Genomic DNA, 24,869 nt, shown 5'->3' on the forward strand with positions numbered 1-24,869 from the left:
TCCGGTTCTCCGGTCGATCGGGCGGCGTGCGCATCGGAGACCGCGCACCGGATCGCCGCCGGCAAATCATACGAACAATCGCATCGGCCCGCCGCCTGGCGGCGATGCCCATCGATCCACGGACCATGGCAGAAACCGACTACGCAATGCCCAGCGAATCCGGCCTGACGGGCCGCATCGCCGCGCAATTTCGCCGGTTCCTGCTGCCGCACCTGATCTTCTATTCAGGGTTGCTGATCGCGCTGCTCCTGTTGCTGCTGTGCGCCATCGTGCTGTACGAAGGCCGCATCGACGCACGCGATCGCGCGCGCACCACCCAGCAGAACATCGCGCTGATGGCGTCGTGGGACATCGAGCGCAACATCGAGATCTATTCGCTGTCGCTGCAGGCCGTCGTCGACGGCTCGAACGATCCCGCGGTCGCCGCGCTGCCGATGTCGCTGCGCCGCCAGGTGCTGTTCGACCGCGCGACGACGGCCAAATACCTCGGCGGCATCTACGTGCTCGACGCGAACGGCGACATCGCGGTCGACGGCATGAGCGATGTGCCGCGCAAGGCCAACTTCCGCAACGAACCGTATTTCACGGTGCACCGCGACCACCCGAACGTCGGCGTGTACATCAGCGATCCGTACCGTTCGCGGCTGCGCGGCGGCTCGCTGAGCATCGCGCTCAGCCGGCGGATCACGCGGCCCGACGGGTCGTTCGGCGGCGTCGCCGTGATGTCGATCCGGCTCGAATATTTCCAGAACCTGTTTTCGCGCCTGGCGCTCGGCGATCGCGGCTCCGTCGCGCTGATCAACACCGACGGCCGGATGGTCGCGCGCAAGCCGTACGATCCGGCGATCGTCGGCCGCGACATCAGCAAGGCCAGCACGTTCCGTCACTTCATGACCGCGAACGAGGGCAGCTTCGCCGATACCGCGTCGATCGACGGCGTTCGGCGCCTGTACGTGTTCCGGCATCTCGAAAATCTGCCGCTGATCATCATGGTCGCGCGCTCGGAAGCCGACACCTACGCTGCGTGGTACGACCGCGCGATCCCGATCGGCTCGGCGATGGCCATGCTCGCGCTCGGCTTCGTCGGCTTGTCGCTGCTGCTCGACGTGCAACTGCGCAAGCGTCACCGCGCGGAAACCGAACTGCAGGCGCTCGCGCGCACCGACGGCCTCACCGGCCTCGACAACCGCCGCATGCTCGACGTCACGCTCGAGCGCGAATGGCGCCGCGCGGCACGCTCGCAACATGCGCTGTCGCTGCTGTTCGTCGACGTCGATCACTTCAAGCGCTACAACGACACGCAAGGCCACCAGGCCGGCGACGACGCGCTCGCCGCGGTCGGCCGCTGCATCGCCGGCTGCCTGCGGCGCCCGGCCGACTATGCGGCCCGCTACGGCGGCGAGGAGTTCGTCGTCGTGCTGCCCGACGTCGACACGCCCGGCGCCGTGACGATCGCCGAAGCGATCCGCACCGGCATCCTCGATCTCGGCATCCGGCACGCCACGGGCTCGTCCGACTGCCTGACCGCGAGCATCGGCGTGACGACCTGCTATCCGGAGCGCGACGACAGCATCCAGGCCGCGCTGAAGCTCGCCGACGACGCGCTGTACCGCGCGAAGGAACGCGGGCGCAACCGGGTCGTCGTGCAGACGGCCGTGAGCGTCGATCGCACGCCGCGGCGCGCCTGAGCCACGGCGGCCCGGCAGGCCTTCGCCGAGCCTTCCGATCGCCCGCGGGCGAAATCGCCGACAATGTCGGCTCGCCGCCGCCGCGCGACAGACACATGCGCCGGCCGGCCCGCGCCCGCTTCACACCATCATGAGACTCAAGGCAAAGATTTTCCTCCTGGCGATCGTGCCATTCCTGCTCGCGATCGCCGGCATCGGCTTCGGCGTGCGCCAGCAGGCGACGTCGCTCGCGCGCACGCAGCACGCGACGATCCAGGCCGCCTACCTGTCGAGCAAGGAAATCGAGCTGAAGCATTACGTCGAGCTCGCGACGAGCGCGATCATGCCGCTGTACGACGCGAGCGGCCGCAATGCGCGCGACGACGCGTTGCTGCGCACGCAGGCGCTCGCGATGCTGCAGAAGATGGATTTCGGCCCCGACGGTTATTTCTTCGTCTACGACCTGCACGGCAATGCGCTGATGCATCCGCGCGAGCCCGAGCGCGTCGGCCACAACTACTGGTCGATGCGCGACCCGCAAGGCGCGCTGACGATCCAGCAGCTGATCGGCGCTGCATCGCACGGCGGCGGCTACGTGCGCTACACGTGGCAGCGGCCGTCGACGGGCAAGCCCGCGCCGAAGCTCGGCTACGTCGTCGCGCTCGAACGCTGGGGCTGGATGGTCGGCACCGGCATCTATCTCGACGACGTCGACACCGCGCTGCAACGCATCGACGCGCGCGCGTCCGCGAACATCGAGCGGACGATGAGCTGGCTCACCGCGATCGCGCTGACCGGCGCGGCTGCGATCGCCGTCTGCGCGCTGGTGCTGAACGTCAGCGAATCGCGCAGCGCCGACGCGAAGCTCAAGCAGCTCGCGCAGCGTGTCGTCGAATCGCAGGAGCAGGAGCGCGAGCGGCTGTCGCGCGAACTGCATGACGGGATCAGCCAGATGATGGTGTCCGCGAAGCTGATGCTCGAATCCGCGCTCGCGCGCTTCGAGCGCGGCGCGACGCGCATGCCCGAAGCCGAGCAGGCGCTCGCGTCCGGCGTCGGGCGGCTCGGCGACACGCTGCGCGAAGTGCGGCGCATCTCGCATGCGCTGCGCCCGGCGATGCTCGACGATCTCGGCCTCGCGGCCGCGCTCGAGCAGCTCGTGCGCGAGCTCGGCGCGGAAAGCGGCATCGACATCGGCTATACGCAGGTCGCGCACAGCGGCGCGCGGCCGTTGCCCGCGCCGGTCAATACGGCGCTGTTCCGGATCGCGCAGGAAGCGCTCAGCAACATCGTGCATCATGCGCAGGCGTCGCGCGCGGCCGTCACGCTCGACGTCGGCGCGCATGCCGCCACGCTGACCATCGCCGACAACGGCTGCGGCTTCGATGCCGAGCGGTCGCAGACCGATGCGCGCCGCGGCATCGGGCTGCGCAACATGCGCGAGCGCCTCGACGCGCTCGGCGGCACATTGACGATCACGTCGCAGGTCGGCCACACCGTCGTGGCCGCGCGCGTGCCGCTGCGCGCCGCCTGAGCACGCGCCCCATCACCGGAGACCTTTGCCCATGAGCGCCCCCGATACCGTCCAGCCCGCCGCCCGACTGCTGCTCGTCGACGATCACCCGCTGGTGCGCGACGGCCTGCGGATGCGGCTCGAGGCGGCCGACCTGTCCGTGGTCGGCGAAGCCGGCAACGCGGACGAGGCGCTCGCGCTCGCCGCGTCGCTCGAACCCGATCTCGCGCTGATGGACGTCGGCATGAACGGAATGAACGGCATCACGCTCGCCGGCGTCTTCCACGAGCGCTTTCCGGGGATTCGCGTGCTGATGCTGTCGATGCACGACAACATCGAATACGTGACGCAGGCCGTGCGCGCAGGCGCGAGCGGCTATCTGCTGAAGGATTCGCCCGCGAGCGAGATCGTGCGCGCGATCGGCGCGGTGCTCACGGGGCAGACGTTCTTCAGCGAAGGGCTCGCCGCGCGGATGATCCAGGCGAGCGCGGCCGCGTCGCCGCTCGACCGCCTGACGCCGCGCGAACGCGACATCCTCGACGCGCTGGCCGAGGGGCTGTCGAGCAAGCAGATCGCGCAGCAGACGGGGCTGTCGGTGCGCACGGTGGAAACGCACCGGCTCAATCTGAAGCGCAAGCTCGAGATCGAGGGGCAGGCGGAGCTGATCAAGTTCGCGGTCGAGCATCGGCGGCGGTAGCGCCCCGACACGGGTCCCCGCGTCATTCCGAACCCGCAACGAAAAAGGGCGCCCGAGGGCGCCCTTGATGCATGCCGGCATGCTGAACATGCCGGCCGACCGGCGGCGATCAGTTCGTCCGCGCGTTGTGCTTCTGCAGATACGCGATCAGGCCGTCGATGCCGCCCGACGCGAGCTGGCCCTTGAACTGGCCCTGGTAGACCTGGATCAGCCACGCGCCCGACATGTCGATGTCGTAGATTTTCCAGTCGTTGCCGACCTTGCCGAGGCGATAGCCGACCGACTGGCTGTCGCCCGGCGTCGTGACCGTCGACTGCACCAGCGCATCGGCGCCCGACGCGCCGCCGGCCTTGAACGAGAACTTCGCGTCCTGGCCGCCGAGCTGCGCGAGCGACGCGGCATAGGTGCGCGTCATCAGCAGCTTGAACTGCTTGTACAGCTCCTGCTGCTGTTGCGGCGTCGCCTGCTTCCAGGCATCGCCGACCGCGATGCGGGTCGTGCGTTCGAAGTTCGTCGCGGGCAGGAAGCGCTGCTCGACGACTTGCGTGACTTTCGCCATGTCGCCGCCGCGCGCACCCGGATCGGCCTTCATCGCGTTGACGGTGCCTTCGACCGCATTGCGGACGATGTCGACGGGCGCGCTCTGCGCGAAAGCGGAAACCGACACGGCGGCCGCCGCGACGAAAGCAAACAGATGACGTTTCATACGGATATCGCACTCGATGAGAAAAAACGGCCGGCGGATTGCATCGGTGGCATCGGCCGGTGGGTCGAAGTATAGCGGCCCGGCGGCCGGCCTGCCGCGCGGTGACCGACTGTTACCTTTCAACCCCTTTTGTCACAGGCCCCGCCACGGCGCGATGCCGGTCGATTATGTAAGTATCCCCATACGAATCGCCGGGCGCTGCGCGCCGATTCCTGCGCCGCGGAGCAAATATCCTTCCCGCCCCTTTACGCTCCATCGTCGCGACCGACGCCACGTTGCGCCGGTATACTCGTTGTTTTGTCCTTGCCAGCCCCTCCCCACCGCCACATGGTGACATCTCTCATCGTCCGACTCGTCGCATGGTCGGTACGCCGCCCCGTCTGGGTCGTCGTGCTGTCGCTCGTCGTCGCCGTCTTCAGCGGCGTCTACGTCGCGCAGCACTTCAAGATCAGCACGGACATCAGCAAGCTCGTCGACGCGGAACCCCAGTGGGCCGCGCTCGGCCAGGCCGTCGACAAGGCCTTCCCGCAACGCAACGGCACGATCCTCGCGGTGGTCGAGGCCCCGGCGCCCGAATTCGCGACCGCCGCCGCGCATACGCTCACCGAAGCCCTGCAGAAGCAGGCCGACGCCGGCCGCATCGGCCAGGTCGCCGAACCCGGCGGCGGCCCGTTCTTCGAGCACAACGGGCTGCTGTTCCTGTCGCCGCAGGAAGTGACGGACACGACGACGCAACTCGCGAGCGCACGGCCGCTCGTCAACGAGCTCGCGAAGAACCCGAGCCTGACCGGGCTCGCGACCACGCTGTCCACCACGCTCGGCCAGCCGCTCCTGACCGGCCAGGTGAAGCTGCCCGCGATGGCGAAGCTGCTCGCGCGCAGCGCCGCGACGGTCGACGACGTGCTGGCCGGCAAGCCCGCCGCGTTCTCGTGGCGCGGGCTGGTCGACAGCGATGCCGCACGCCAGCCCGCCCGCGCGTTCGTGACGGTGCAGCCGGTCGTCAACTACGGTGCGCTGAAAGCCGGCGCCGAAACGACCCAGGTGATCCGCGACACGGCAAAAGCGCTCGGCCTCGAGCAACGCTACGGCGCGGTCGTGCGCCTGACCGGCGAACAACCGCTCGCCGACGACGAATTCGCATCGGTGGAAGACGGCGCCGCGCTCAACGGCGCGCTCACGCTCCTCGCCGTGCTCGTGATCCTGTGGCTCGCGCTGCGCTCGAAGCGGATGATCGGCTCGGTGCTGGTCACGCTGTTCGTCGGCCTCGTCGTGACCGCGGCGCTCGGCCTCGCGATGGTCGGTTCGCTGAACATGATCTCGGTCGCGTTCATGGTGCTGTTCGTCGGCCTCGGCGTCGACTTCTCGATCCAGTACGGCGTGAAATACCGCGAGGAACGCTTCCGCGATCCGCGCATCGATCACGCGCTGATCGGCGCCGCGCACTCGATGGGCATGCCGCTCGCGCTGGCCACCACGGCGGTCGCGGCGAGCTTCTTCTCGTTCATTCCCACAGCCTATCGCGGCGTGTCCGAGCTCGGCCTGATCGCGGGCGTCGGGATGTTCGTCGCGCTGCTGACCACGCTCACGCTGCTGCCCGCGCTGCTGCGCCTGTTCGCGCCGCCGGGCGAATCGAAGACGCCGGGCTTTCCGTGGCTCGCGCCGGTCGACGACTTCCTCGATCGCCATCGCAAGCCGATCCTGATCGGCACGCTCGCGGTCGTGATCGGCGCGCTGCCGCTGCTCGCGTTCCTGCACTTCGACTTCAATCCGCTGCACCTGAAGGATCCGAACAGCGAATCGATGGCGACGCTGCTCGCGCTGAAGGATTCGCCCGAAGCGGCCGTCAACGACGTCACGCTGCTCGCGCCGTCGCTCGCCGAGGCCGACGCGGCCGCGAAGCGCCTCGACGCGCTGCCGGAAGTCGGCCGCACGACGACGCTGTCGACCTTCGTGCCGGCCGACCAGCCGACCAAGCGTGCGGCGATCACCGCGGCCGCGAGCGACCTGCTGCCCGCGCTGACGCAACCGGCCGCGCCGCCCGCGACCGACGCGCAGCGCGTCGCCGCGCTCAAGCGCGTGTCGGACCTGCTGAGCTACGCGGCGGAAGATCACCCGGGCCCGGGCGCGGCCGCCGCCCAGCATCTGTCGGCATCGCTCGCGAAGCTCGCCGCCGCCGACAGCGCGACGCGCGACCGCGCCGAACGCGCGTTCTCCGACACGCTGCGCATCGCGCTCAATCAGCTCGCGACGCTGCTGCAGCCGCAGGACATCACGCGCGACGCGCTGCCGCCGCAGCTCGTGCGCGACTGGATCGCGCCGGACGGTCACGCGCTCGTGCAGATTTCGCCGAAGGTGCCGAAGGGCGTCGACCCGAACGACGACACGATGCTGCGCCGCTTCGCGAAGGCGGTGAAGGCCGCTGAGCCGGGCGCGATCGGCGGCCCGATCTCGATCCTGCATTCGGCCGACACGATCATCAACGCGTTCCTGCACGCGGCGCTGTGGTCGATCCTGTCGATCACGATCCTGCTGTGGATCACGCTGCGCCGCTTCGGCGACGTGCTGCGCACGCTGGTGCCGTTGCTCGTGTCGGGGCTCGTCACGCTCGAGATGTGCGTCGTGCTCGGCATGTCGCTGAACTTCGCGAACATCATCGCGCTGCCGCTGATGCTCGGCGTCGGCGTGGCGTTCAAGGTGTACTTCGTGATGGCGTGGCGCGCGGGCCAGACGGGCCTGCTGCAGTCGAGCCTCACGCACGCGGTGCTGTTCAGCGCCGCGACAACCGCAACCGCCTTTGGCAGCCTGTGGCTGTCGCATCATCCAGGCACGTCGAGCATGGGCAAGCTGCTCGCGCTGGCGTTGACCTGCACCCTGATCGGCGCCGTGGTGTTTCAGCCCGTCCTGATGGGCAAACCGCGCGTCAAACGCGCCAAAGAACCAATCGCAAGGAAATAATGAACAAGGTGCGAATCATTGCGGCGACCGTCGCTGCCAGCGCGGTGCTGAGCGGCTGCGCGACGGGCCCGAACCGCAACCCCAACGACCCGCTCGAGCCGATGAACCGGGCGATGTACAAGTTCAACGACACGGTCGACACGAACATCGCCGTGCCGATCGCGAAGGGTTACCAGAAGGTCACGCCGACGCCCGTGCGCACCGCGATCAGCAACTTCTTCTCGAACCTCGGCGATCTCGGCAACATGGCCAACAACCTGTTGCAGCTGCGCATCACCGATGCGACGCAGGATCTGATGCGCGTGGCGATGAACTCGGTGTTCGGCGTCGGCGGCCTGATCGACATCGCGACGCCGGCCGGGCTGCCCAAGCATCACCAGGATTTCGGGCTGACGATGGCGCGCTGGGGCGTGCCGTCCGGCCCGTACCTCGTGCTGCCCGTGTTCGGGCCGAGCACGATCCGCGATGGCGTCGGCCGCGCGGTGGACGTCCGCTTCAACCTGCTCAACTACATCGAGCCGGCCGCGCGCAATCCGATGTACATCGCGCAGTTCATCAGCGCGCGTTCGGACCTGCTCGGCGCGACCGATCTGCTGAAGCAGGCGGCGCTCGATCCGTACTCGTTCGTCCGCGACGCGTATCTGCAGCAGCGCAAGTCGCTGACGTATCGCGGCCAGTCGGCATCGGCCGCGCCGCCGAACTACACCGAGCCGGGTGAATCGGGTGCGGTGCCGGCGGCCGCGCCGACCGTGCCGGGCTTGCCGAATTACGAGGATCCGGGCGAGTCGGGCGGCGCATCGGGCACGGCACCGGGCAATGCGCCGGCCGCGCCGGGGTTGCCGCAGTATGAGGATCCGGGTGCCGACGGCGCGATGCCGGCGAGTGCGCCGGCAGCGGCGCCGGCTGCTGCGTCGGCCGGGGCGATGACCGCGCCGGCTGCCAACGGCGCGCCGATCGCTCCGGCGATGCCGACGGTGCCCGCGAGCGGTCCGGCCGTGCAGTAACGCGCACGGCATCCGCCCGCAAGCCGAAGAGCGCTGCATCATGCAGCGCTCTTTTTTTGCGCGTATGCGAAACGAAAAGGGAAGGGAGAGGAGAAGCGGAAAGCGGCGAGCGCCGCTCAGACGATCCGCATCGCGCCGGCACGCTCGAATGCGTGCCGCGCCTGGATCAGCGTCGTGCGCGCCGCGCGCGCGTCGCCCGCGACCTGCAGCAGCGGGCCGAGCTGCGACGGCTGCTTCAGCAGTTCGCGCAGGATCGGCAAGATGGCCGTGCTGCCGTCATCGCGCAGGCCGGCCGTCGCCGCGCGCGGCAACGTGCGCCACGCAGGGTCGACGATCGCGCGGCACACCGCGAACGGCACGCCGCGCGACGCCGCGAAGGCCGCGGCGATATGTGACTCCATGTCGACGGCGAGCGCGTCCTTCGTGCGATGCAGCGACGTCTTTTCCTGCTCGCTGACCACCGGCGCGCCGACCGCCGCCATCGTGCCGCGCGTGACGCGCGCCCACACCGGCGTGTCGTGCAGCGCGGCGACGAGCCGCGCGCTCCAGCCCGGATCGGTCTGCACGCGGCCGAACGGCCCGTCGATCGCGTCCGCGATCACGAGTGCGCCGGGCGCGAGATCGGGTGCGAGCCCGCCCGCCGTGCCGAAACTCACGATGCCCGCGCAACCGCGCGCGGTCGCCTCGGCCAGCGCGCGCTCGAGCCGGTCGGCCCGCGCGGCGAACACGGCCTCGACGCCTTGGCCGCGCGCGATGCGTGCCTCGAACGCCATCCCCGTGACGGCGATGACGGGCAACGTGCCGTTGTGCTGCGCCGGTGCCACGCGTTACATCCCGACCGTCACGCGCGTCGCATTGGCGCGCTTCAGGTTGCGATAGCGCGCGAGCGCCCACAGCGGGAAGAACTTGCGATAGCCGTGATAGCGCAGGTAGAACACGCGCGGGAAGCCGGTCGCGGTGAAGCGCGTCTCGTCCCACAGGCCTTCTTCATTCTGCTGCGCGATCAGGTAGTCGACGCCGCGTGCAACGGCCGGGTTGTTCACCTCGCCGGCCGCCATCAGGCCGAGCAGCGCCCACGCCGTCTGCGACGCGGTGCTCGGCGCCTGCTCGAAGCCGCGGTAATTCAGCTTGTAGCTGTCGCCGTCCTCGCCCCAGCCGCCGTCCTTGTTCTGGATCGACAGCAGCCACTGCGCGCCGCGCTTCACGCGCGGATCGTCCGGCGTCAGGCCGGCTGCGTTCAGCGAACACAGGGCCGTCCACGTGCCGTACACGTAGTTCATCCCCCAGCGGCCGTACCAGCTGCCGTCCGGTTCCTGCTCCTTCAGCATGTAGTCGAGCGCACGACGGGCCGGCTCGCTGTTCAGCGCACTCTCGCCAAGCTGCGACAGCATCGACAGGCAGCGGCCCGATACGTCCGAGGTCGGCGGATCGAGCAGCGCGCCGTGATCCGAGAACGGAATGTTGTTCAGGTAGTACTGCGTGTTTTCCGGTTCGAACGCGCCCCAGCCGCCGTCGCTGCTCTGCATGCCGACGACCCATTCGCGCGCGCGCGCCATCGATTCGCGATACGTATCCGTCTGCTTGAGCTTCTGCGCACGGTCCATTGCCATCACGACCACGGCAGTATCGTCGACGTCCGGATAGTGCGCGTTCGCATACTGGAACGCCCAGCCGCCCGGCCGCACGTTCGGGCGGCGCGAGATCCAGTCGCCGCGCACGTCGAGGATCTGCAGCGGGCGCAGCCAGTCGAGGCCGCGCAGCACCGCTTCCTCGGCACGCGCGTCACCGGTTTCGAGCAGCGCATGCGCGACAAGCGACGTGTCCCACACCGGCGACAGGCACGGCTGGCAATACGCTTCGTCCTCGTGCACGACGAGCAGCTTCTCGACCGACTTACGCGCGATCGCGCGGTTCGGATGATCTTCCGCATAGCCGAGCACGTCGTACATCATCACCGCGTTGGCCATCGCCGGATAGATCGCGCCAAGGCCGTCCTCGCCGTTCAGGCGCTCGTCGACGAACGACACGGCCTGGCGGATCGCGCGTTCGCGCGTGTAGCTCGGGAACAGGCCGTCGACCGCGCGCAGCGCGTGATCGACCACGCGGAAGAACGCGAACCAGCCGGGGCTCTGGTGGCCCTGGCGCGGCAGGAGACCGGCGTTGACGGGCGGGTCGATGAACAGCTCGTCGATACGCACGCCGCGCGGGTTCTTCGCGATCGGACGCTTCGCGTTCAGCACCAGCAGCGGCACGATCACGGTGCGCGCCCAATACGACACCTTCGACAGGTGGAACGGGAACCACTGCGGCAGCAGCATGATCTCGACCGGCATCATCGGCACCGCGCGCCACGGGATCGCACCGTACAGCGCAAGCTGGATCCGCGTGAACACGTTCGACATCTCCGCGCCGCCCATCGCGTGGATCGCGCGGCGCGCACGCTGCATGTGCTCGGCGTTCTCGTCGTCGCCGATCACCTTCAGCGCGAAATACGCCTTCACGCTCGCGCTGATGTTCGGCGCGCCGTCGGTGAACAGCGGCCAGCCGCCGTCAGCCTGCTGGATGCGACGCAGATAGCGGCCGATCTTCTGTTCGAGCTCGAGGTTCGGCGTCTCGCCGAGATAGTGGACGAGCAGCACGTATTCGGCGGGAATCGTCGAATCGGCTTCGAGTTCGTAGACCCAGTGTCCGTCCGCGTTCTGCGCGGCCAGCAGCGCGTCGGTCGCGCTGGCGACGGCCGCGTCGAGCCCGGCCGGCACGGTGCCGGCGGACAGGGTAGCCATATCGGTGAGATCGTTCATCGGTCCCTCTCTTATTGTGTCTGGAGCACGTCCGCGGCCAATTGGCCGGAACGGATCGCGCCCTCGATCGTGGCGGGCAAGCCGGTGGCAATCCAGTCGCCCGCCAGCACGAGATTGGTCCAGCGCGTACGCACGGCCGGACGTTTCATTTCCTGCGACGGCACCGCAGCGAACCCCGCGCGCGGCTCGACGACGAGCTGCCACGCGGGGAGGGTTTCCGGGTTCGCGCCGGTCACGCGCGCGACGTCTTCCCAGATGCGCCGCGCGAGCGCATCGCGCGGCATGTCGAGCCAGCGGCCCGCGTCGCGGATCGTCGCCGCGAGCGGACCATCGCCGGTGCGCACCGCGTCGACGATGCCGTTGACGACGGCCGTCTGCAGCGGGCTGCCGGCCGGTGTATCGACCGCGAAATACGCGGTCACGACCGCACTGAACGTGTCGGGCGCGGTGAGATCCGGGACGAGCGGCTGCGCGACCTCGGGCGGCACCGCCAGCACGACCGCGTCGCCCGGCGCGAGATCGACGCGCTCGCCGCCGATCGTGACCGCATCGACCGCGTTGCCGTGCGCGCCGAATTCGAACGCATCGAGCCGCGAATTCAGCTGGATCTGCGCGCCGCCGTGCTGCAGCATCCGCAGCGCCGGTTCGACGAATGCGCTGCCGAGCCCGTGGCGCGCGACGAGCGGGCGCCAACCGGGGCCGCCCGCGGCAAACATCCCGCACAGTGCCGCGCGCGCGAGTTCGGCGCTCGCGTGGCGCGGTTCGACGTTCAGCACCCCGAGCCAATACGGTCGCAGCCAACGATCCCACAGCACGCCGTCGCATCGCATCGTCTGTGCGAGTGAACGGCCGGTGCGCGCGAACGCGAGCGACGCCAGCGCGAGATAGTCGAGCGGCGTGGTGCCCGGCGCACGCGATGCCGCATCGAACAGCCACGACGGCCAGCGCCCGTTGCCGAAGCGCAGCGTCCAGCGCTGCTGCGACGCGACGTCGACCACCGGATATTCAGGCAGCGCAGGGCCCGTCAGCTGATCGGCCGCGCCGATCGCACGCAGGTAGCGCTGCGTCGCGGACTGCCCCGCGAAGACCTGGTGCAGCCCGCTGTCGAGCGTCGTGTTCAGCGTCCCGTCGAACCACGAGCGGCAGCGGCCGCCCGCATGCGCATGCGCGTCGTGCAGCACGATGCGCCGCCCGCGGCGTTGCAGCTCGACGGCGGCCGACAGGCCCGCGAGTCCTGCACCGATCACGTGGACGGTTCTGGGCATCGGCTCAGAACAGCGCGTAGCGCGCGGCGATCATCAGCATGCGCGCCTTCGGCTTGCGCAGCGGCACGCGCGGGGCGGCGAAGCCACGCGCGATCGCGGCTTCCAGAATGCAGCGGTACGCGCCCGACATGATGCGCGGCGCCTTGACCTGCGCGCGCGTGCAGCGATCCATCACGGCGTCCGCCGCGCGGAAGTGTTCGAGCGCGCGCTCGACGAGCGTCGCGCACACGCGCGGCAGCGCCGGGTCGCGCACGATCGTCGCCGGATCGGTGATCGCGATGCCTTCGCGCGCGAGCAGCTCGCGCGGCAGGTAGCAGCGGTTGATCGCCGCGTCGTCGTCGATGTCCCGCAGGATGTTCGTCAGCTGCAGCGCGCGGCCGAGGTGGTGCGACAGCTCGATGCCTTCCGCCTCCGGGATCCCGAAAATCCTCACCGACAGACGGCCGGCCGCGCTCGCCACGCGATCGCAGAACAGGTCGAGCGTCGGTTCGTCCGGCGCGCAGATGTCCTCGGCGGCGTCCATCGCCATCCCGTCGATCATCGCGTGGAAGTCCTCGCGCTTCAGGTCGAATGCGCGGATCTCGCGCTCGAGCGCGACCAGATGGCGCGGCGGCTGGCCGGCGAAGCACGCGTCGATGTCCGCGCGCCAGCGATCGAGGCCCGCGTTGCGCTCGGCGCGCGGCAGGTCGCTGTCGGCGATGTCGTCGACCGCGCGGCAGAACGCGTAGACCTGGAACATCGCGTCGCGCTGCACTGCCGGCAGGATGCGCATCGCCAGATAGAAAGAACTGCCCGATGTGACGGCAGCGGCGTCGGTTTCTTGTTCGTCCACGACGAGATTGGAAACGGCCAAGACGAGCTCCACGGAGACACCCACGCGGGGCGATTGAAGAGGCCATGCCCGGCTGGGTTGGTCAGGGCGTCAAATGCGTGCGAGATATGCGAACGATCGACGCAGACAGGCACAAATTACCGGCCGGAAGCCGGAATTGGGCGAAAGTATAGCAATCTTTGAAGTTCGATGGCGGACACACGCCGCGCCCGGCGGGCCGCCTCGGGGCCCGGTGCCGGCGTGGCCGGCCGCGACTGGGAACGGCGTCGCGCCGCCCGTCAGCCGTAGACGATGTCGCGCTGCAGATCGAGCGCGATGAGCCCCATTTCGCGGGTCAGCTGCAGCATCGAGCGGCGCTCGAGGCGCGAGCCCATGAAGCTCGTCACGCGCCCGTCGGGCTCCGCCGTGAACTGGAACGACGGGCCGCCGGTGCCGAACCACGCGCCCGGCACGTCGGGCGACTCGTGCCAGTCGATCTGCTCGAACACGCGCGCGATCCCCGCGCGCACCACGTCGCTCGGACCGATCGGCGGCGCGATCTCGCCCAGATCGTCGAGCGAATAGGGGCCAGGCTTTTCCGGCCGCCGGTAGAAGAGGTAGTCGACGTTCATGGAGCGCAATCGGTAACAAAGCGTCAAATTAGCGCGCTTCGGCGCAAATTCAAATCAGATCTGGACGAAATGTGGCCTGAACGAGACAAAAGGGCCGGATCGTGACGGCCGATCCGGGCGCGCGCACGGTCGGGCCGCGCGTTCATGCTTGGACGCGCGCGGCTTCGTCTAAGATGAACATCTTTCTCGAAAAAAGACACGGACACCATGGAGACGAACGTAACCGCCGCCGCGCAATCCGACCATCCCGTTTTCGTGCTGGTGCACGGCGCGTGGCATGGTGCGTGGTGCTACGCGCACGTCGCGGCCGCGCTGGCCGCGCGCGGCTACCTGTCGATCGCGCGCGACCTGCCCGCGCACGGCATCAATGCCCGCTTTCCCGCGTCGTATCTCGAACGGCCGCTCGACGAGGACGCATTCGGCGCCGAGCCGTCGCCGGTCGCGAATACCACGCTCGACGATTACGCGACGCAGGTGATGCAGGCGGTCGACGACGCATATGCGCTCGGCCGCGGCAAGGTCGTGCTCGTCGGCCACAGCATGGGCGGCCTCGCGATCACGGCCGCGGCGGAGCGCGCGCCGGAGAAGATCGCCAAGATCGTCTATCTCGCGGCGTTCATGCCCGCGTCGGGCGTGCCGGGCCTCGACTATGTGCGTGCGCCCGAAAACAAGGGCGAAATGCTGGGCCCGTTGATGCTCGCGAGCCCGCGCGTCGCGGGCGCGCTGCGGATCGATCCGCGCAGCGGCGATGCCGCGTATCGCGAGCTGGCGAAGCGCGCGCTGTACGACGACGTGCCGCAGGCCGACTTCGAGGCGGTGGCGAACCTGATGACCTGCGACGTGCCGGCCGCGCCGTTCGCGACCGCGATCCCGACGACCACCGCGCGCTGGGGCGCGATCGATCGTCACTACATCAAGTGCCTGGCGGATCGCGTGATCCTGCCCGCGCTGCAGCAGCGCTTCATCGACGAAGCCGACGCGTTCGTGCCCGGCAACCCGACGCACGTGCACCAGCTCGACAGCAGCCATTCTCCGTTCGTGTCGCAGCCGGCCGTGCTGGCCGGCGTGCTCGCGGATATCGCGAAAAGCTGAACGGCGCGCAGCGCACGCGGGAAGCGGCGGCGCGGCGGTTACGCGTAGGCGATCGACCGATCGCGCCCGAGCCGCTTCGCGCGATAGAGCGCGGTGTCGGCCTCGTTGACGAGCGCGTCGAACCCCGACGCGCCCGCCGTCGCGCACGCGCCGCCGACGCTCGCCGTCACCGGCACGCTGACGCCTTCCGCGTCGACCGGCGTGCTGCCGATCGCGTCGCGCACCTTGTCGGCCACCCGCATCGCCTCGTCGAGATTCGTGCACGGCAGCAGCAGCGCAAATTCCTCGCCGCCGAAGCGGCCGAACGTATCCTGCGCGCGCACGATGGACGCGACGCGGCGCGCCGTCTCGCGCAATACCGCATCGCCGGCCGCGTGCCCGAACCGGTCGTTGATCGTCTTGAAGTGGTCGAGGTCGAACAGCAGCACCGACAGGTCGCCGCCGTAGCGCTGCCAGCGCGCGAATTCGTCGCCGAGCCGCGCCTCGAAGAAGCGCCGGTTCGCGATGCCGGTCAGGCCGTCGCGATTCGCATGCTCGCGCAGCTTCGCGACCGCCTCCTCGCGCTCGCGCTGCATCACGCTCACGTGCGTGACGTCCGAGATCGTCACGCAGACGGCCTCGACTTCGCGGCCGCGCGTGAGCGGCATGAACGTGCAGTCCTGCTGCATGTAGTCGACGCCGCCGGTGATCGGCCGGTCGTGCTCGAAGCGAAACAGATAAGGCCGCTGCTCCCACGAACTGAATGCGAAGCTGCCGAGCTGGAACACGCTCTCGAGCTTGCGTTCGAGCCATGCGCGCGGCAGTTCCGGAAAGCGGTCGAACAGGTTGCAGCCGATCACGTCGGCAGCCGGGATACCGCTGTGGTCCTGCATGAAACGATTCCACATCAGCACGTTCATCGTGCGGTCGAGCACGAACAGGCCGAAGCCGACGCGTTCGATCACGAGGTCGCTCAGCGACGCGGCGGTGGTGGTCGGGGTAGTGGTCATAGCGCGGACAGCAATGCGTCGAGCGCGTCGCCCATCAGCCGGATCGAATCCTCGGCCATCAGCATCACGAAATGTGCGCGGAATGCGTGATCCTCGAGGCCGAAGTTCACTTCGAGCAGCAGCGCGACGCTCCATGCGAGCGCGTTCGGCTGGAACACGTCGTCGAACGACACGTTCGCGCCGAGCAGCCCCGGCGGGAAGAACACGGGCTTGCGGCCGAGCTCGTCGAGAATCGATGCGACGCACGCGCTCATCAGCACGTTCGCGACATCGAACACGAGTTCGTCCTGCGTGGCCATGCCGGCGTACACGCCGTCGCCGAACGTGCGGTCCATCAGCGACATGAGCCGCGCGACGCCCGCGCTGCGGCACAGCACGATCGCCTCGCCCTTGATGTCGGAACGGAATCCCTGGCGCACGGCCGTCACGTTATCGTGGATGCCCGTCATCTCGCGCAGCGCGTCGCCCGCATCGGCGGCCTTCACGACGCGCACGCGCGGTACCGACAGCTCGATGAAATGCCCGAGCAGCAACGCGAGCCGTGCGGCGGCGCGGCCCATCGCGAGGTTGGCGATCTCCTGCAACGCGTCGCGTTGCTCCGCCGTGAACACCGATTCAGGCATACAACCCATACTCCTTGAGAATGGGCAGCAACGCCTCCGACGTCACGGGCTTGGCAACGAATGCGATCGCGCCCAGCTCGCGCACGCGTGCTTGCGCCTGCGGCTGAATATCGGCGGATACCACGATCACGAACGTGTTCAGATCTTCGTGGCGCAGTGTCTCGAGCACCTGATAGCCGCTCATGTCGGGCATCGTCAGGTCCAGAAACATCACGGAAGCTTTGCCGTCACGATAGAGCGCCAGAGCCTCGCGACCATTCGCCGCATACGCGACGTCGACGTCCCAGTCTCCCGGCAGCGCCTTTGTCAGAAGTTTGCGAGCGAGCAAGGAGTCGTCGGCGATCACGATCGGCAAAGGCATGGCGGCGAAGCGGTATACGGAATGGTCTCTCTCGCGTTAACGACCGCGCGGCGCGCTTCTTGAGGCGCCGTGCAATCAAGCGCGGGCGTCGCGGCGCGAGGCACGCGACACACCGCGCCGCGAACGCCGGCGGGCGCATATATCTGTCATAGGGAAAGCAAGGCGCGATTCTCTGAGTAAACCGAAGGCAGTGCAACTCGCCATTTTCACCATTTCGAACAAAATCGGTTCGATCGGCTGGCATTCCGAAAACAGGCGCGACCATTTTCAAGATAAGCACGCAAAATTTTTCTTTGTGTACGTTTGCGCTGCCGGATTCATAGCGTTTTCAAACTTTCATTTCGCCCCTGTCGGAATCATCAGGTTGCCCATCCGCGCGGCGGGTACGGCGAGCAAGCGCAACTCGTTTATGATTGAACATCTCAGCTTGGCCCGCCTTCCTCGATGACGTCCGAACGTCCCGCCGACTCCCGTACACCCGTCTCCCCGCCCGCCGACGACTGGCAGGACGACGGCAGCTATGCGTCCGGCGCACCCGAGCACGATTTCGCGGTCCGGCGCGTGACGCTGATCGTGCTGCTGGTCGCGGCGATCGTGCTGCCGTGCATCTACGTGTCGGTCATGGCGTACAACGACCTGAAGGCACGCGAGGCCGCGGCGAGCGACGTGACGATGCGCACCGTGCGCGTCGCCGAGGAGCATGCGCTCAAGGTGTTCGACCTGAGCGAGACGCTCGACGCGCGCATCGTCGACCTCGTGCAGGACATGGACGACGCCACCGTGCGCCGCCACGAATCCGACATCCACGAAGCGCTGAACACGATCGGCGGCGGCTATCCGCAGGTGGCCGCGGTGTCGATCTTCGGTGCGAGCGGGATGCTGCTCGCGAACAGCCTCTACTATCCGGCGCCCTATGCGTCGATCGCGTATCGCGACGACTTCGCCGGCATCCGCGACGGCAAGGTGATCGAACACATCTCGAAACTGATGATGGGGCCGCTCAAGCTCGAGAATATCCCCGTGTTCAACACGGGCGTCGCGCGACGCCACAGCGACGGTTCGTTCGCCGGAATGGTCTCGATCGCGCTGAAGTCGTCGTATTTCAATGCGTTCTACCGCGACCTGCTCGGCGGCGCGGCCACGCCGATGACGATGGCGCTCGCGCGCTCCGACGGCGCGGTGATCGCGTCGTATCCGCCGCCGCCGTCGCTCGCGCACACCGATCTCACGGCAACGTTCGGCAACGCGCGCAACGATCCGCGCGCGGGCGTCGTGCGCGTGCGCCACGACGGCGCCAGCAGCGAGATCGTCGCGTACCGCCAGGTCGGCAGCTACCCCGTGTACGTGACCTGCGCGTACCGCACCTCCGCGATCTGGCATGAATGGTACGAACACCTGAGCGTGCTGTTCATCTCGATGTTCGCGCCGTCGATCGCGCTGTGGTCGGTGATCTGGCTGTCGCTGAAGCGGCTGAAGGCGGAAGAGGAGGCGTGGGACCGCTGGCAGGCCGAAGCGTCGATGCGGCGCTCGATCGAATCGGCATACCGGCAGTCGCGCAAGATGCAGGCGCTCGGCAACCTGGTCGGCAGCGTCGCGCACGACTTCAACAACCTGCTGATGATCATCTCGAGCAACGTGCAGATCGCGCGGCGACGCGGCGTCCAGCATCTCGACAAGGAACTCGGCGCGATCGAACGCGCGCTGAAGAACGGCCAGTCGCTCACGCGCCAGTTGCTCGGCGTCGCGCGCAAGCAGCCGCTGCACAACGAGACGATCGACGTCGGCCAGTGGCTCGGCACGTGTCGCGAACTGCTGAAGACGTCGCTCGGTTCGAAGTCGTCGCTGGTCGTCGCGATCGAGCCCGGCATTTGGCCGATCCGGGTCGATGTCGCCGAGCTCGAGCTCGCGGTGATCAATCTCGCCGTCAATGCGCGCGATGCGATGACGGCGGGCGGCCGCTTCACGGTCGGTGCGCGCAACGTGACGCTGCGCCGCGAGGACGGCTTTCCGCTGATCGGCGACTTCGTTCAGATCTCGCTCGACGATACGGGCTCGGGCATGGCGCCCGACGTGCTCGCGCGCGCGTTCGAGCCGCTGTTCACGACGAAGGCGCAGGGGATGGGAACGGGGCTCGGGCTGCCGCAGGTGTTCGCGTTCTGCGAGCGCTCGGGCGGCCTCGCGACGATCGACAGCGCGGTCGGCGCCGGGACGTCGGTGCGCCTTTACCTGCCGCGGGCACGCGTCGAGGACATCGTCGCGCGCTCGCAGCCCGTCGCGCACGACACCGGCGCGCTCGCGGGCCTGCACGTGCTGCTGGTCGAAGACAACAGCGAAGTCGCGGCCGGCACCGAAGCGCTGCTGACGCTGCTCGGGCACCGCGTCACCTACGCGCCCACCGCCGACGACGCGTTGCGCCTGATCGAGGGCGCGGCCGCGAACGACGCCTTCGATCTGGTGATCTCGGATATCCACATGCCGGGCCGCCTGAACGGCATCGATCTCGCCGAAGCGATCGACAAGCGGCCGGGGAAGCTGCCCGTGATCCTGGTCACGGGATACGCGGAGGAACTCGACCGCACGCGTACCGTCAACGTGCGCGTGCTGTCGAAGCCGTTCGACATCGCGCTGCTCGACGAGATCCTGCTCGGCATCCGCGAAGCGCGCGATGCGCGGCATGCCGGCGCCTGACCCGCGGCATGCGGACCGGTGCCGGCGGCGGGAAGGGGATGGCGCTCAGGCCGCCTTCAGCACGCGCACCCAGTCGACGTAGCGGTCGACGAAACCCTGCAGGAACTTGCGGGTGTCCTCGCTGACGATCTGCCCCTCGTCGTCGATGCGCGCCGGGTCATGCTTGATGAACATTTCCGGCTGCCCGAGCGTCTTCACGTCGAGATACGCGAGCACGTTGCGCAGGTGCTGCTGCGCGAGCGCGGTGCCGACCGCGCCCGGCGACGTGCCGAGCACGGCGCCCGGCTTGCCGGACCACGAGTTGTGACCCCACGGGCGCGAGCCCCAGTCGAGCGCGTTCTTCAGCACGCCCGGGATCGACCGGTTGTATTCGGGCGTGACGAACAGCAGTGCGTCGGCGGCTTCGATCGACTGCTTGAAGCGCTTCGCGACTTCCGGAAAATCCGCGTCGTAGTCCTGGCTGTACAGCGGCAGTTCGCCGATCTCGACGAATTCGAACGAGAAATCGGCGGGGGCGAGCGAGATCGCGGCATGCGCGAGCGCGCGGTTCCAGGAACCGCGGCGCAGGCTGCCGACGACGACTGCAACACGATAGGACATGGCTTTCTCCTTCCGGTGGGTGAGGAATCGGATCGATTGATTCCGAACAGGCGACAAAGGTCTGTTTATAGGCAAGCCAGCCCGCGAGCCGTCCCACGGGGCCGACCGGCCGACTTTCCACAAGGTTTTCCACAGAAATTGTGGATAACTTGGCCGCTATGATCTGATGTTACAGACCGCCCGCGTCGCGATTTCACGACGCGTGGTGCGGGGCTCCGGCAAGCATAGCGCAGCGCGCCGGCCGGCTTCGTGAATTCGTGACGGAACATCCGTTGCAGCGCGGCGTCTCGACCAGTAAGCTGCTCGCACCGCGATGCGCCCGCCCGACGGCGCGCACATGATCGCCTCCGCTCCGTAAGGCTCCCGACCCGCCATGCCGTCCGCATACGACGACCCCACCTATCTCGCGCAACTGCGCCGCGACCTGTTGCGCTTCGCGCGACTCCAACTGCGCGATGCCGATGCGGCCGAAGATGCCGTGCAGGAGGCCCTGACCGCTGCGTGGACGCATGCGGGCGAGTTCGCGGGACGGTCGGCCCACAAGACCTGGGTGTTCGGCATCCTGCGCAACAAGCTGATCGACATTCTGCGTGCACGGCAGCGGACGGTGAGTCTGTCCGCACTCGATGCGGAGCTCGACGGCGAATCCGTGCTCGATCGCGAGCTGTTCAAGGAAAACGGGCACTGGGCCGCGCACACGAAGCCGCGACCATGGGCACGCCCCGAAACGCTGCTGCAGCAACGGCAGTTCTGGACGCTGTTTCAGGTCTGCCTCGACCACCTGCCGGAACACATCGGACGCGTATTCATGATGCGCGAATTTCTCGACGTCGAGATTGCCGATATCTGCAGCGAACTGACATTGACGACGAATCATTGCAGCGTGCTGCTGTATCGTGCGCGCACGCGCCTGCGCACCTGCCTGAGCGAAAAAGGACTGACGACCGAAGATGCTGCCGGGGAAATGTAAAGACGTGACGCGACTGCTGTCGGATGCGCTCGATCGAGCGTTGACGCTCCATGAGCGCATGCAGGTGCACGTGCATCTGCCGGCTTGCAGCGGATGCCGCGCATATCGCGGGCAGATCGCGATGCTGCGGACGGCGGCGCATGCAGCGGCGGGGCGGGGGATGGTGGATGAGGCGAGGAGTGATCGGGACGAGTCGTCGGGCGACGCGCCGAAGGGCTAAGTTGCCGATGTCGGTCTGTGGTTGCGCGTCGCAGTTGGCGATGTCGTTGTTGACGTCGTAGGGGCGACGCTGGAGGCGGCTTTTGGGGCGAGCGCGCCGAGTACGGGCTGTCCGCTGCGTGGCGTCGGGGATCGCTGGCGGTTGCGCATTCTGTCGGATCGATCCCGGCGCGCTCGCGCCGGGATCGATCCGATAAGAAAAATACGCCGAACTAAAATTATTCGAACAGCGCCCGCACCGACTCGGGCGGGCGGCCGATAGCGGCCTTGCCTCGATACACGACGATCGGACGCTGCAGCAAAATCGGATGCGCCGCAATCGCTTCGTAGGCTTCCGCGTCCGTCAGGTTCGTACGGGCCAGATCCAGCGTCTTGTACGGCTCCTCGCCATCGCGAAGCATGTCGCGCGCCGGGCGCCCGAGCTGACGATGCAGCGCTTCCAGTTCCTCGACCGTCAGCGGCGTCTTCAGGTATTCGACGACGTTCACCGGCGTGCCGGTGGTGTTCAACGTCTCGACCAATGCGAGCGTCTCGCGGGATTTCGAGCAGCGGGGGTTGTGGTAGATCGTGATCATCGTTCGGGCCTGGATGAGAAAGGCCCGTATTGTAGCCAGTCTGGTTGCGGGTGTTTCGGCGGGGTGTCGGTACACGGGTGGAAGGGGATTGGAATCTCGGTGTGGCGTGCAGGGGCGAGTGAGTTGCGCCGACGAGTGCCTAGTCCGCTTGGTGCGTTTATGCGCATAAAGTACGTTGCATGGGGAATTTGCGACGCCGTCTTCGGTGGCGGATAGCTCAGGGGATCAGACTCATCGTCATGTCGTGTTGACGGCGCCGACGTGGCGCCACCTCATATATCCGCGCGGGGTTTATGCGCATAAAGCTAGCGCGTCCCCTGGTGGAAAGGACCGCGGATATCACGGTCGGCGCGGGCACTTCGATGCGCCGAACGATCATCAGCGCAATGCGTGATGGAGTCTGGGGCGTGCGACCTTCGATAACGGCCGAGCCTCCAGATGGTTTATGCGCATAAACACAGTGGGGACGGCCAGCGCGCTTCGTCACTGAACATGGCATGTATCGCGTCGCATCGGTCTGAGCCGCGCAGCGTTTGTCATCGGGGAGCACGCTCAAGCGAGAACTCAGAGTCGTCGGTGCTCTCCGGCACTGCCGAAGTTTCTGCGCACAAACTCCCCCGACACCACGGCAGCGCCCCCTTCAACGATGGATAGGGCAGTGCCGATCTGTGTGCCGAACGTGAAACTGAAGCCGCCCGTCGTCACGAGCATCGCCATTCATCATCCACCGCAGCGACCTCGCTTCCTCCACCGGCACCAGCCATCCGACATCCCCAGCTCGTTTATGCGCATAAACCAATCGCCCGAATGGCTAACGCGTAGTTAGCGAACGACAATTTCATTGAAATATAAATATCGTCCTGTAGAATTCCAACGACCAAAAACAGGAGTGAAAATTGGCCGCGGAAATCATTGCAGTCACTCAACAAAAAGGTGGCGTCGGCAAAAGCACGATTGCCATGCATCTCGGCGCGGCATTCCATGAGAAAGGGAAGCGCGTCCTCGTCATCGACGCAGACGGTCAAAACACACTGGTTCACTGGTCGAGCGCATCCGGTGACAGCGACGCCGGGATCCCGTTCCCGGTCGTCAACCTCGCCGAAGCCGGCGGCCAGATCCATCGCGAAATCAAGAAGTTCATCAACGACTACGACATCATCGTCGTCGATTGCCCGCCGTCGATCACCGAGAAGGTCTCCGGCGTCGTGCTGCTGGCCGCATCGATCGCCGTGATCCCAACTTCGTCGTCGCCGGCCGATTATTGGTCGAGCGTCGGGCTGGTCAAGCTGATCCAGCAGGCGCAGGTGATGAACGAAGATCTCCGCGCCGTCTTCCTGCTGAACAAGACCGAAGAGAAGCGCATGCTGACCCGCGAGCTCAAGCGCGCGCTCGAGGAACTCGGCTTCCCGTTGCTGAAGACGCAAATCCCGACCCGGGAAGCGTACAAGCAGGCGATGGCGCTCGGTCAGACCGTGCTGCAGATGAACGATCGTGGCGCGAAGCTGGCCGCCGCGGAAATCCGCGCATGTGCCGACGAAATCGTCGCCATGCTGCCCTGACTTTATGCGCATAAAGGAGTCGCATGAAACCCTCCCAATTTGCAAAAGGATTCCAGGCGCGCCCGGATATCACGACGAGCGAGAAGCGCACGGCGCTTGATCGGCTGAATGCCATCGACGGCATCGTCAAGTCCGAGACGGCCACGCCGGCCCCGGCGAAGTCCGCCAAGAAGGACATCGCGCCGCCGCCGGCCCCGGACGTCCTGCTCGATCCGTCGACCGACGAATCGCCGCAATATCGCGCGTGGCGCCTCGAGAACCGCTATGCGCCCGGCCAGGTGATCGAGCTGTCGCTGAAGGCGATCAAGCATAGCCCGTTCAACCCGCGGCACTTCTATCTGAAGTCGTCGATTGCCGAACTCGCGGTCAACCTCGCGAAGCAGGGGCAACAGCAGGCGATTCACGTGATTCCGGACTACGACAATCCGGGTTCGTATTTCGTCAGCGACGGCGGCCGTCGTGTGCGTGCGTTGAAGGAAGCGAACAAGGAGTCGGTGAAGGCGATCGTGATCGACGTGCCGATCGGAATCCAGAGCTACAAGCTCGGCTACGACCTGAACGTGCAACGCGATTCGCAGACGGTGTTCGACAACGCCGTCGTATGGCGCCGTTTCCTCGACGACAAACATTTCCAGAGTCAGAAGGAACTGTCCGAGCATCTCGGCCTCGACGAGTCGACGGTCGCGGTTGCGCTGTCGATCGGCAAGCTGCCGGAAAGCGTGATGCAGGAGATGGTCGCGCGCCCCGATCGCTTCGGGTCGAACATGGCGTATCAGGTCGGCCGTTATCACAATGCGCGCGGCACCGAGGCGACGCTGCGGCTGATCAACAAGATCGTGTCCGACGATCTCAGCACGCGCCAGGTGTCGGACATCGTCAAGGGCCGCGTCGCGGCGCAGGAAACGCCGAAACCGGCAGGTCGCCAGCGCTATGCGCAGCGTCTCGAGATCAAGCTCGGCGGCAAGTCGGTCGGCGACCTGAAGTCGTATGGCGAAGACCGCATCGAACTGCGCCTGCGCGGCCTCCCGAAGGACAAGCGCGACGCGATCCTCGAGCAGCTCGAGCGGATGCTGTTGTCGGAGTGATGGAAACGGCCGGCAGGGCCTGGTGAGGCGCCGGGCCCGCCCGATGGCGGGCGGCCGGCG

The 24,869-nt window shown here is 67.4% G+C and carries 23 protein-coding genes and 1 pseudogene; 12 read left to right on the top strand and 12 right to left on the bottom strand.

What is annotated here, in order from left to right; translation table 11 throughout:
- Positions 1–125 precede the first annotated feature (125 nt).
- The 3 genes from WS49_RS13440 (at position 126) to WS49_RS13450 (ending at position 3,874) form a co-directional block, all read left to right on the top strand.
- On the top strand, positions 126–1,688 hold the full coding sequence (locus WS49_RS13440) for a sensor domain-containing diguanylate cyclase (protein WP_059528995.1): 1,563 nt from the start codon (positions 126–128) through the stop codon (positions 1,686–1,688).
- Between the two features lie 130 nt (positions 1,689–1,818).
- Positions 1,819–3,198 (top strand): cache domain-containing protein, encoded by a 1,380-nt coding sequence (locus tag WS49_RS13445; RefSeq protein WP_059528996.1) that lies wholly within the window; start codon positions 1,819–1,821, stop codon positions 3,196–3,198.
- 31 nt (positions 3,199–3,229) lie between these two features.
- Positions 3,230–3,874, top strand: a complete 645-nt coding sequence (locus tag WS49_RS13450) for a response regulator (protein WP_059528999.1) — start codon at positions 3,230–3,232, stop codon at positions 3,872–3,874.
- A gap of 109 nt (positions 3,875–3,983) precedes the next feature.
- On the opposite strand, the gene WS49_RS13455 is transcribed toward WS49_RS13450, so the two are convergent.
- Positions 3,984–4,580 carry an MlaC/ttg2D family ABC transporter substrate-binding protein gene (locus WS49_RS13455; RefSeq protein ID WP_059529002.1) on the bottom strand — a complete coding sequence of 199 codons (597 nt, stop codon included), beginning with the start codon at positions 4,578–4,580 and terminating at the stop codon, positions 3,984–3,986.
- A gap of 327 nt (positions 4,581–4,907) precedes the next feature.
- Here WS49_RS13455 and WS49_RS13460 point away from each other — a divergent pair.
- Both WS49_RS13460 and WS49_RS13465 read left to right on the top strand, forming a co-directional pair.
- A pseudogene (locus WS49_RS13460) lies at positions 4,908–7,539 on the top strand (MMPL family transporter); the annotation flags it as partial.
- Entirely contained in the window at positions 7,535–8,539 is a 1,005-nt protein-coding gene (locus WS49_RS13465) for an MlaA family lipoprotein (protein WP_059529008.1), read from the top strand. The pseudogene WS49_RS13460 and the gene WS49_RS13465, both read left to right, overlap by 5 nt.
- Before the next feature lie 116 nt (positions 8,540–8,655).
- Here the strand turns inward: WS49_RS13465 and WS49_RS13470 are convergent, their stop codons facing one another.
- The 5 genes from WS49_RS13470 to WS49_RS13490 all read right to left on the bottom strand — a co-directional run bounded on the left by WS49_RS13470 (position 8,656) and on the right by WS49_RS13490 (position 14,048).
- Positions 8,656–9,312 (bottom strand): phosphorylase, encoded by a 657-nt coding sequence (locus WS49_RS13470; RefSeq protein WP_059529127.1) that lies wholly within the window; start codon positions 9,310–9,312, stop codon positions 8,656–8,658.
- A 54-nt stretch (positions 9,313–9,366) separates the two neighbouring features.
- A complete protein-coding gene (shc, locus tag WS49_RS13475; protein ID WP_059529011.1) occupies positions 9,367–11,340 on the bottom strand; it encodes a squalene--hopene cyclase in 1,974 nt (657 codons plus the stop codon).
- A gap of 11 nt (positions 11,341–11,351) precedes the next feature.
- Positions 11,352–12,605: a hydroxysqualene dehydroxylase HpnE gene (gene hpnE / locus WS49_RS13480; RefSeq protein ID WP_059529014.1), complete on the bottom strand. Its 1,254-nt coding sequence runs from the start codon at positions 12,603–12,605 to the stop codon at positions 11,352–11,354.
- A gap of 4 nt (positions 12,606–12,609) precedes the next feature.
- Positions 12,610–13,458 (bottom strand): presqualene diphosphate synthase HpnD, encoded by an 849-nt coding sequence (hpnD, locus tag WS49_RS13485; RefSeq protein ID WP_059529130.1) that lies wholly within the window; start codon positions 13,456–13,458, stop codon positions 12,610–12,612.
- A 257-nt stretch (positions 13,459–13,715) separates the two neighbouring features.
- The gene (locus WS49_RS13490) at positions 13,716–14,048 is read right to left on the bottom strand and encodes a hypothetical protein (protein ID WP_059529016.1); all 333 of its coding nucleotides are present in this window, start codon (positions 14,046–14,048) and stop codon (positions 13,716–13,718) included.
- A 207-nt stretch (positions 14,049–14,255) separates the two neighbouring features.
- On the opposite strand from WS49_RS13490, the gene WS49_RS13495 reads away from it, so the two are divergent.
- Positions 14,256–15,140 carry an alpha/beta fold hydrolase gene (locus WS49_RS13495; protein WP_059529019.1) on the top strand — a complete coding sequence of 295 codons (885 nt, stop codon included), beginning with the start codon at positions 14,256–14,258 and terminating at the stop codon, positions 15,138–15,140.
- A 38-nt stretch (positions 15,141–15,178) separates the two neighbouring features.
- Here the strand turns inward: WS49_RS13495 and WS49_RS13500 are convergent, their stop codons facing one another.
- From WS49_RS13500 to WS49_RS13510, 3 genes are read right to left on the bottom strand one after another with little or no spacing between them, the layout of a single operon-like run.
- Positions 15,179–16,129, bottom strand: coding sequence for a GGDEF domain-containing protein (locus WS49_RS13500; protein ID WP_059529022.1), 951 nt, complete (start codon positions 16,127–16,129; stop codon positions 15,179–15,181).
- Positions 16,126–16,752, bottom strand: a complete 627-nt coding sequence (locus WS49_RS13505; protein ID WP_059529024.1) for a chemotaxis protein CheC — start codon at positions 16,750–16,752, stop codon at positions 16,126–16,128. Before WS49_RS13505 ends, WS49_RS13500 begins: the two co-directional genes overlap by 4 nt.
- Positions 16,745–17,113 (bottom strand): response regulator, encoded by a 369-nt coding sequence (locus WS49_RS13510; protein WP_011548759.1) that lies wholly within the window; start codon positions 17,111–17,113, stop codon positions 16,745–16,747. The genes WS49_RS13505 and WS49_RS13510 overlap by 8 nt, the downstream gene beginning before the upstream one ends.
- A gap of 190 nt (positions 17,114–17,303) precedes the next feature.
- On the opposite strand from WS49_RS13510, the gene WS49_RS35625 reads away from it, so the two are divergent.
- On the top strand, positions 17,304–17,561 hold the full coding sequence (locus tag WS49_RS35625) for a hypothetical protein (RefSeq protein WP_059596251.1): 258 nt from the start codon (positions 17,304–17,306) through the stop codon (positions 17,559–17,561).
- Positions 17,558–19,801, top strand: a complete 2,244-nt coding sequence (locus tag WS49_RS13515; RefSeq protein ID WP_059529027.1) for a hybrid sensor histidine kinase/response regulator — start codon at positions 17,558–17,560, stop codon at positions 19,799–19,801. The genes WS49_RS35625 and WS49_RS13515 overlap by 4 nt, the downstream gene beginning before the upstream one ends.
- A gap of 45 nt (positions 19,802–19,846) precedes the next feature.
- On the opposite strand, the gene WS49_RS13520 is transcribed toward WS49_RS13515, so the two are convergent.
- On the bottom strand, positions 19,847–20,401 hold the full coding sequence (locus tag WS49_RS13520; RefSeq protein WP_059529029.1) for an NADPH-dependent FMN reductase: 555 nt from the start codon (positions 20,399–20,401) through the stop codon (positions 19,847–19,849).
- 373 nt (positions 20,402–20,774) lie between these two features.
- Here WS49_RS13520 and WS49_RS13525 point away from each other — a divergent pair, with 373 nt between their 5' ends.
- Both WS49_RS13525 and WS49_RS13530 read left to right on the top strand, forming a co-directional pair.
- Positions 20,775–21,371: an RNA polymerase factor sigma-70 gene (locus WS49_RS13525; protein ID WP_059529031.1), complete on the top strand. Its 597-nt coding sequence runs from the start codon at positions 20,775–20,777 to the stop codon at positions 21,369–21,371.
- The gene (locus tag WS49_RS13530; protein ID WP_059529034.1) at positions 21,352–21,591 is read left to right on the top strand and encodes a zf-HC2 domain-containing protein; all 240 of its coding nucleotides are present in this window, start codon (positions 21,352–21,354) and stop codon (positions 21,589–21,591) included. Before WS49_RS13525 ends, WS49_RS13530 begins: the two co-directional genes overlap by 20 nt.
- Positions 21,592–21,808: 217 nt before the next feature.
- Here WS49_RS13530 and arsC read toward each other — a convergent pair whose 3' ends face one another.
- Both arsC and WS49_RS34990 read right to left on the bottom strand, forming a co-directional pair.
- A complete protein-coding gene (arsC, locus tag WS49_RS13535) occupies positions 21,809–22,165 on the bottom strand; it encodes an arsenate reductase (glutaredoxin) (RefSeq protein ID WP_059529036.1) in 357 nt (118 codons plus the stop codon).
- 564 nt (positions 22,166–22,729) lie between these two features.
- The gene (locus WS49_RS34990; protein ID WP_156441387.1) at positions 22,730–22,882 is read right to left on the bottom strand and encodes a hypothetical protein; all 153 of its coding nucleotides are present in this window, start codon (positions 22,880–22,882) and stop codon (positions 22,730–22,732) included.
- A gap of 179 nt (positions 22,883–23,061) precedes the next feature.
- On the opposite strand from WS49_RS34990, the gene parA reads away from it, so the two are divergent.
- Entirely contained in the window at positions 23,062–23,724 is a 663-nt protein-coding gene (gene parA / locus WS49_RS13540) for a ParA family partition ATPase (protein ID WP_040138954.1), read from the top strand.
- A 23-nt stretch (positions 23,725–23,747) separates the two neighbouring features.
- The gene (locus WS49_RS13545; protein WP_059529039.1) at positions 23,748–24,809 is read left to right on the top strand and encodes a ParB/RepB/Spo0J family partition protein; all 1,062 of its coding nucleotides are present in this window, start codon (positions 23,748–23,750) and stop codon (positions 24,807–24,809) included.
- Positions 24,810–24,869 lie beyond the last annotated feature (60 nt).

It is taken from the genome of Burkholderia sp. RF7-non_BP4 (assembly GCF_001521935.1).
Classification (GTDB): Bacteria; Pseudomonadota; Gammaproteobacteria; order Burkholderiales; family Burkholderiaceae; genus Burkholderia; species Burkholderia diffusa.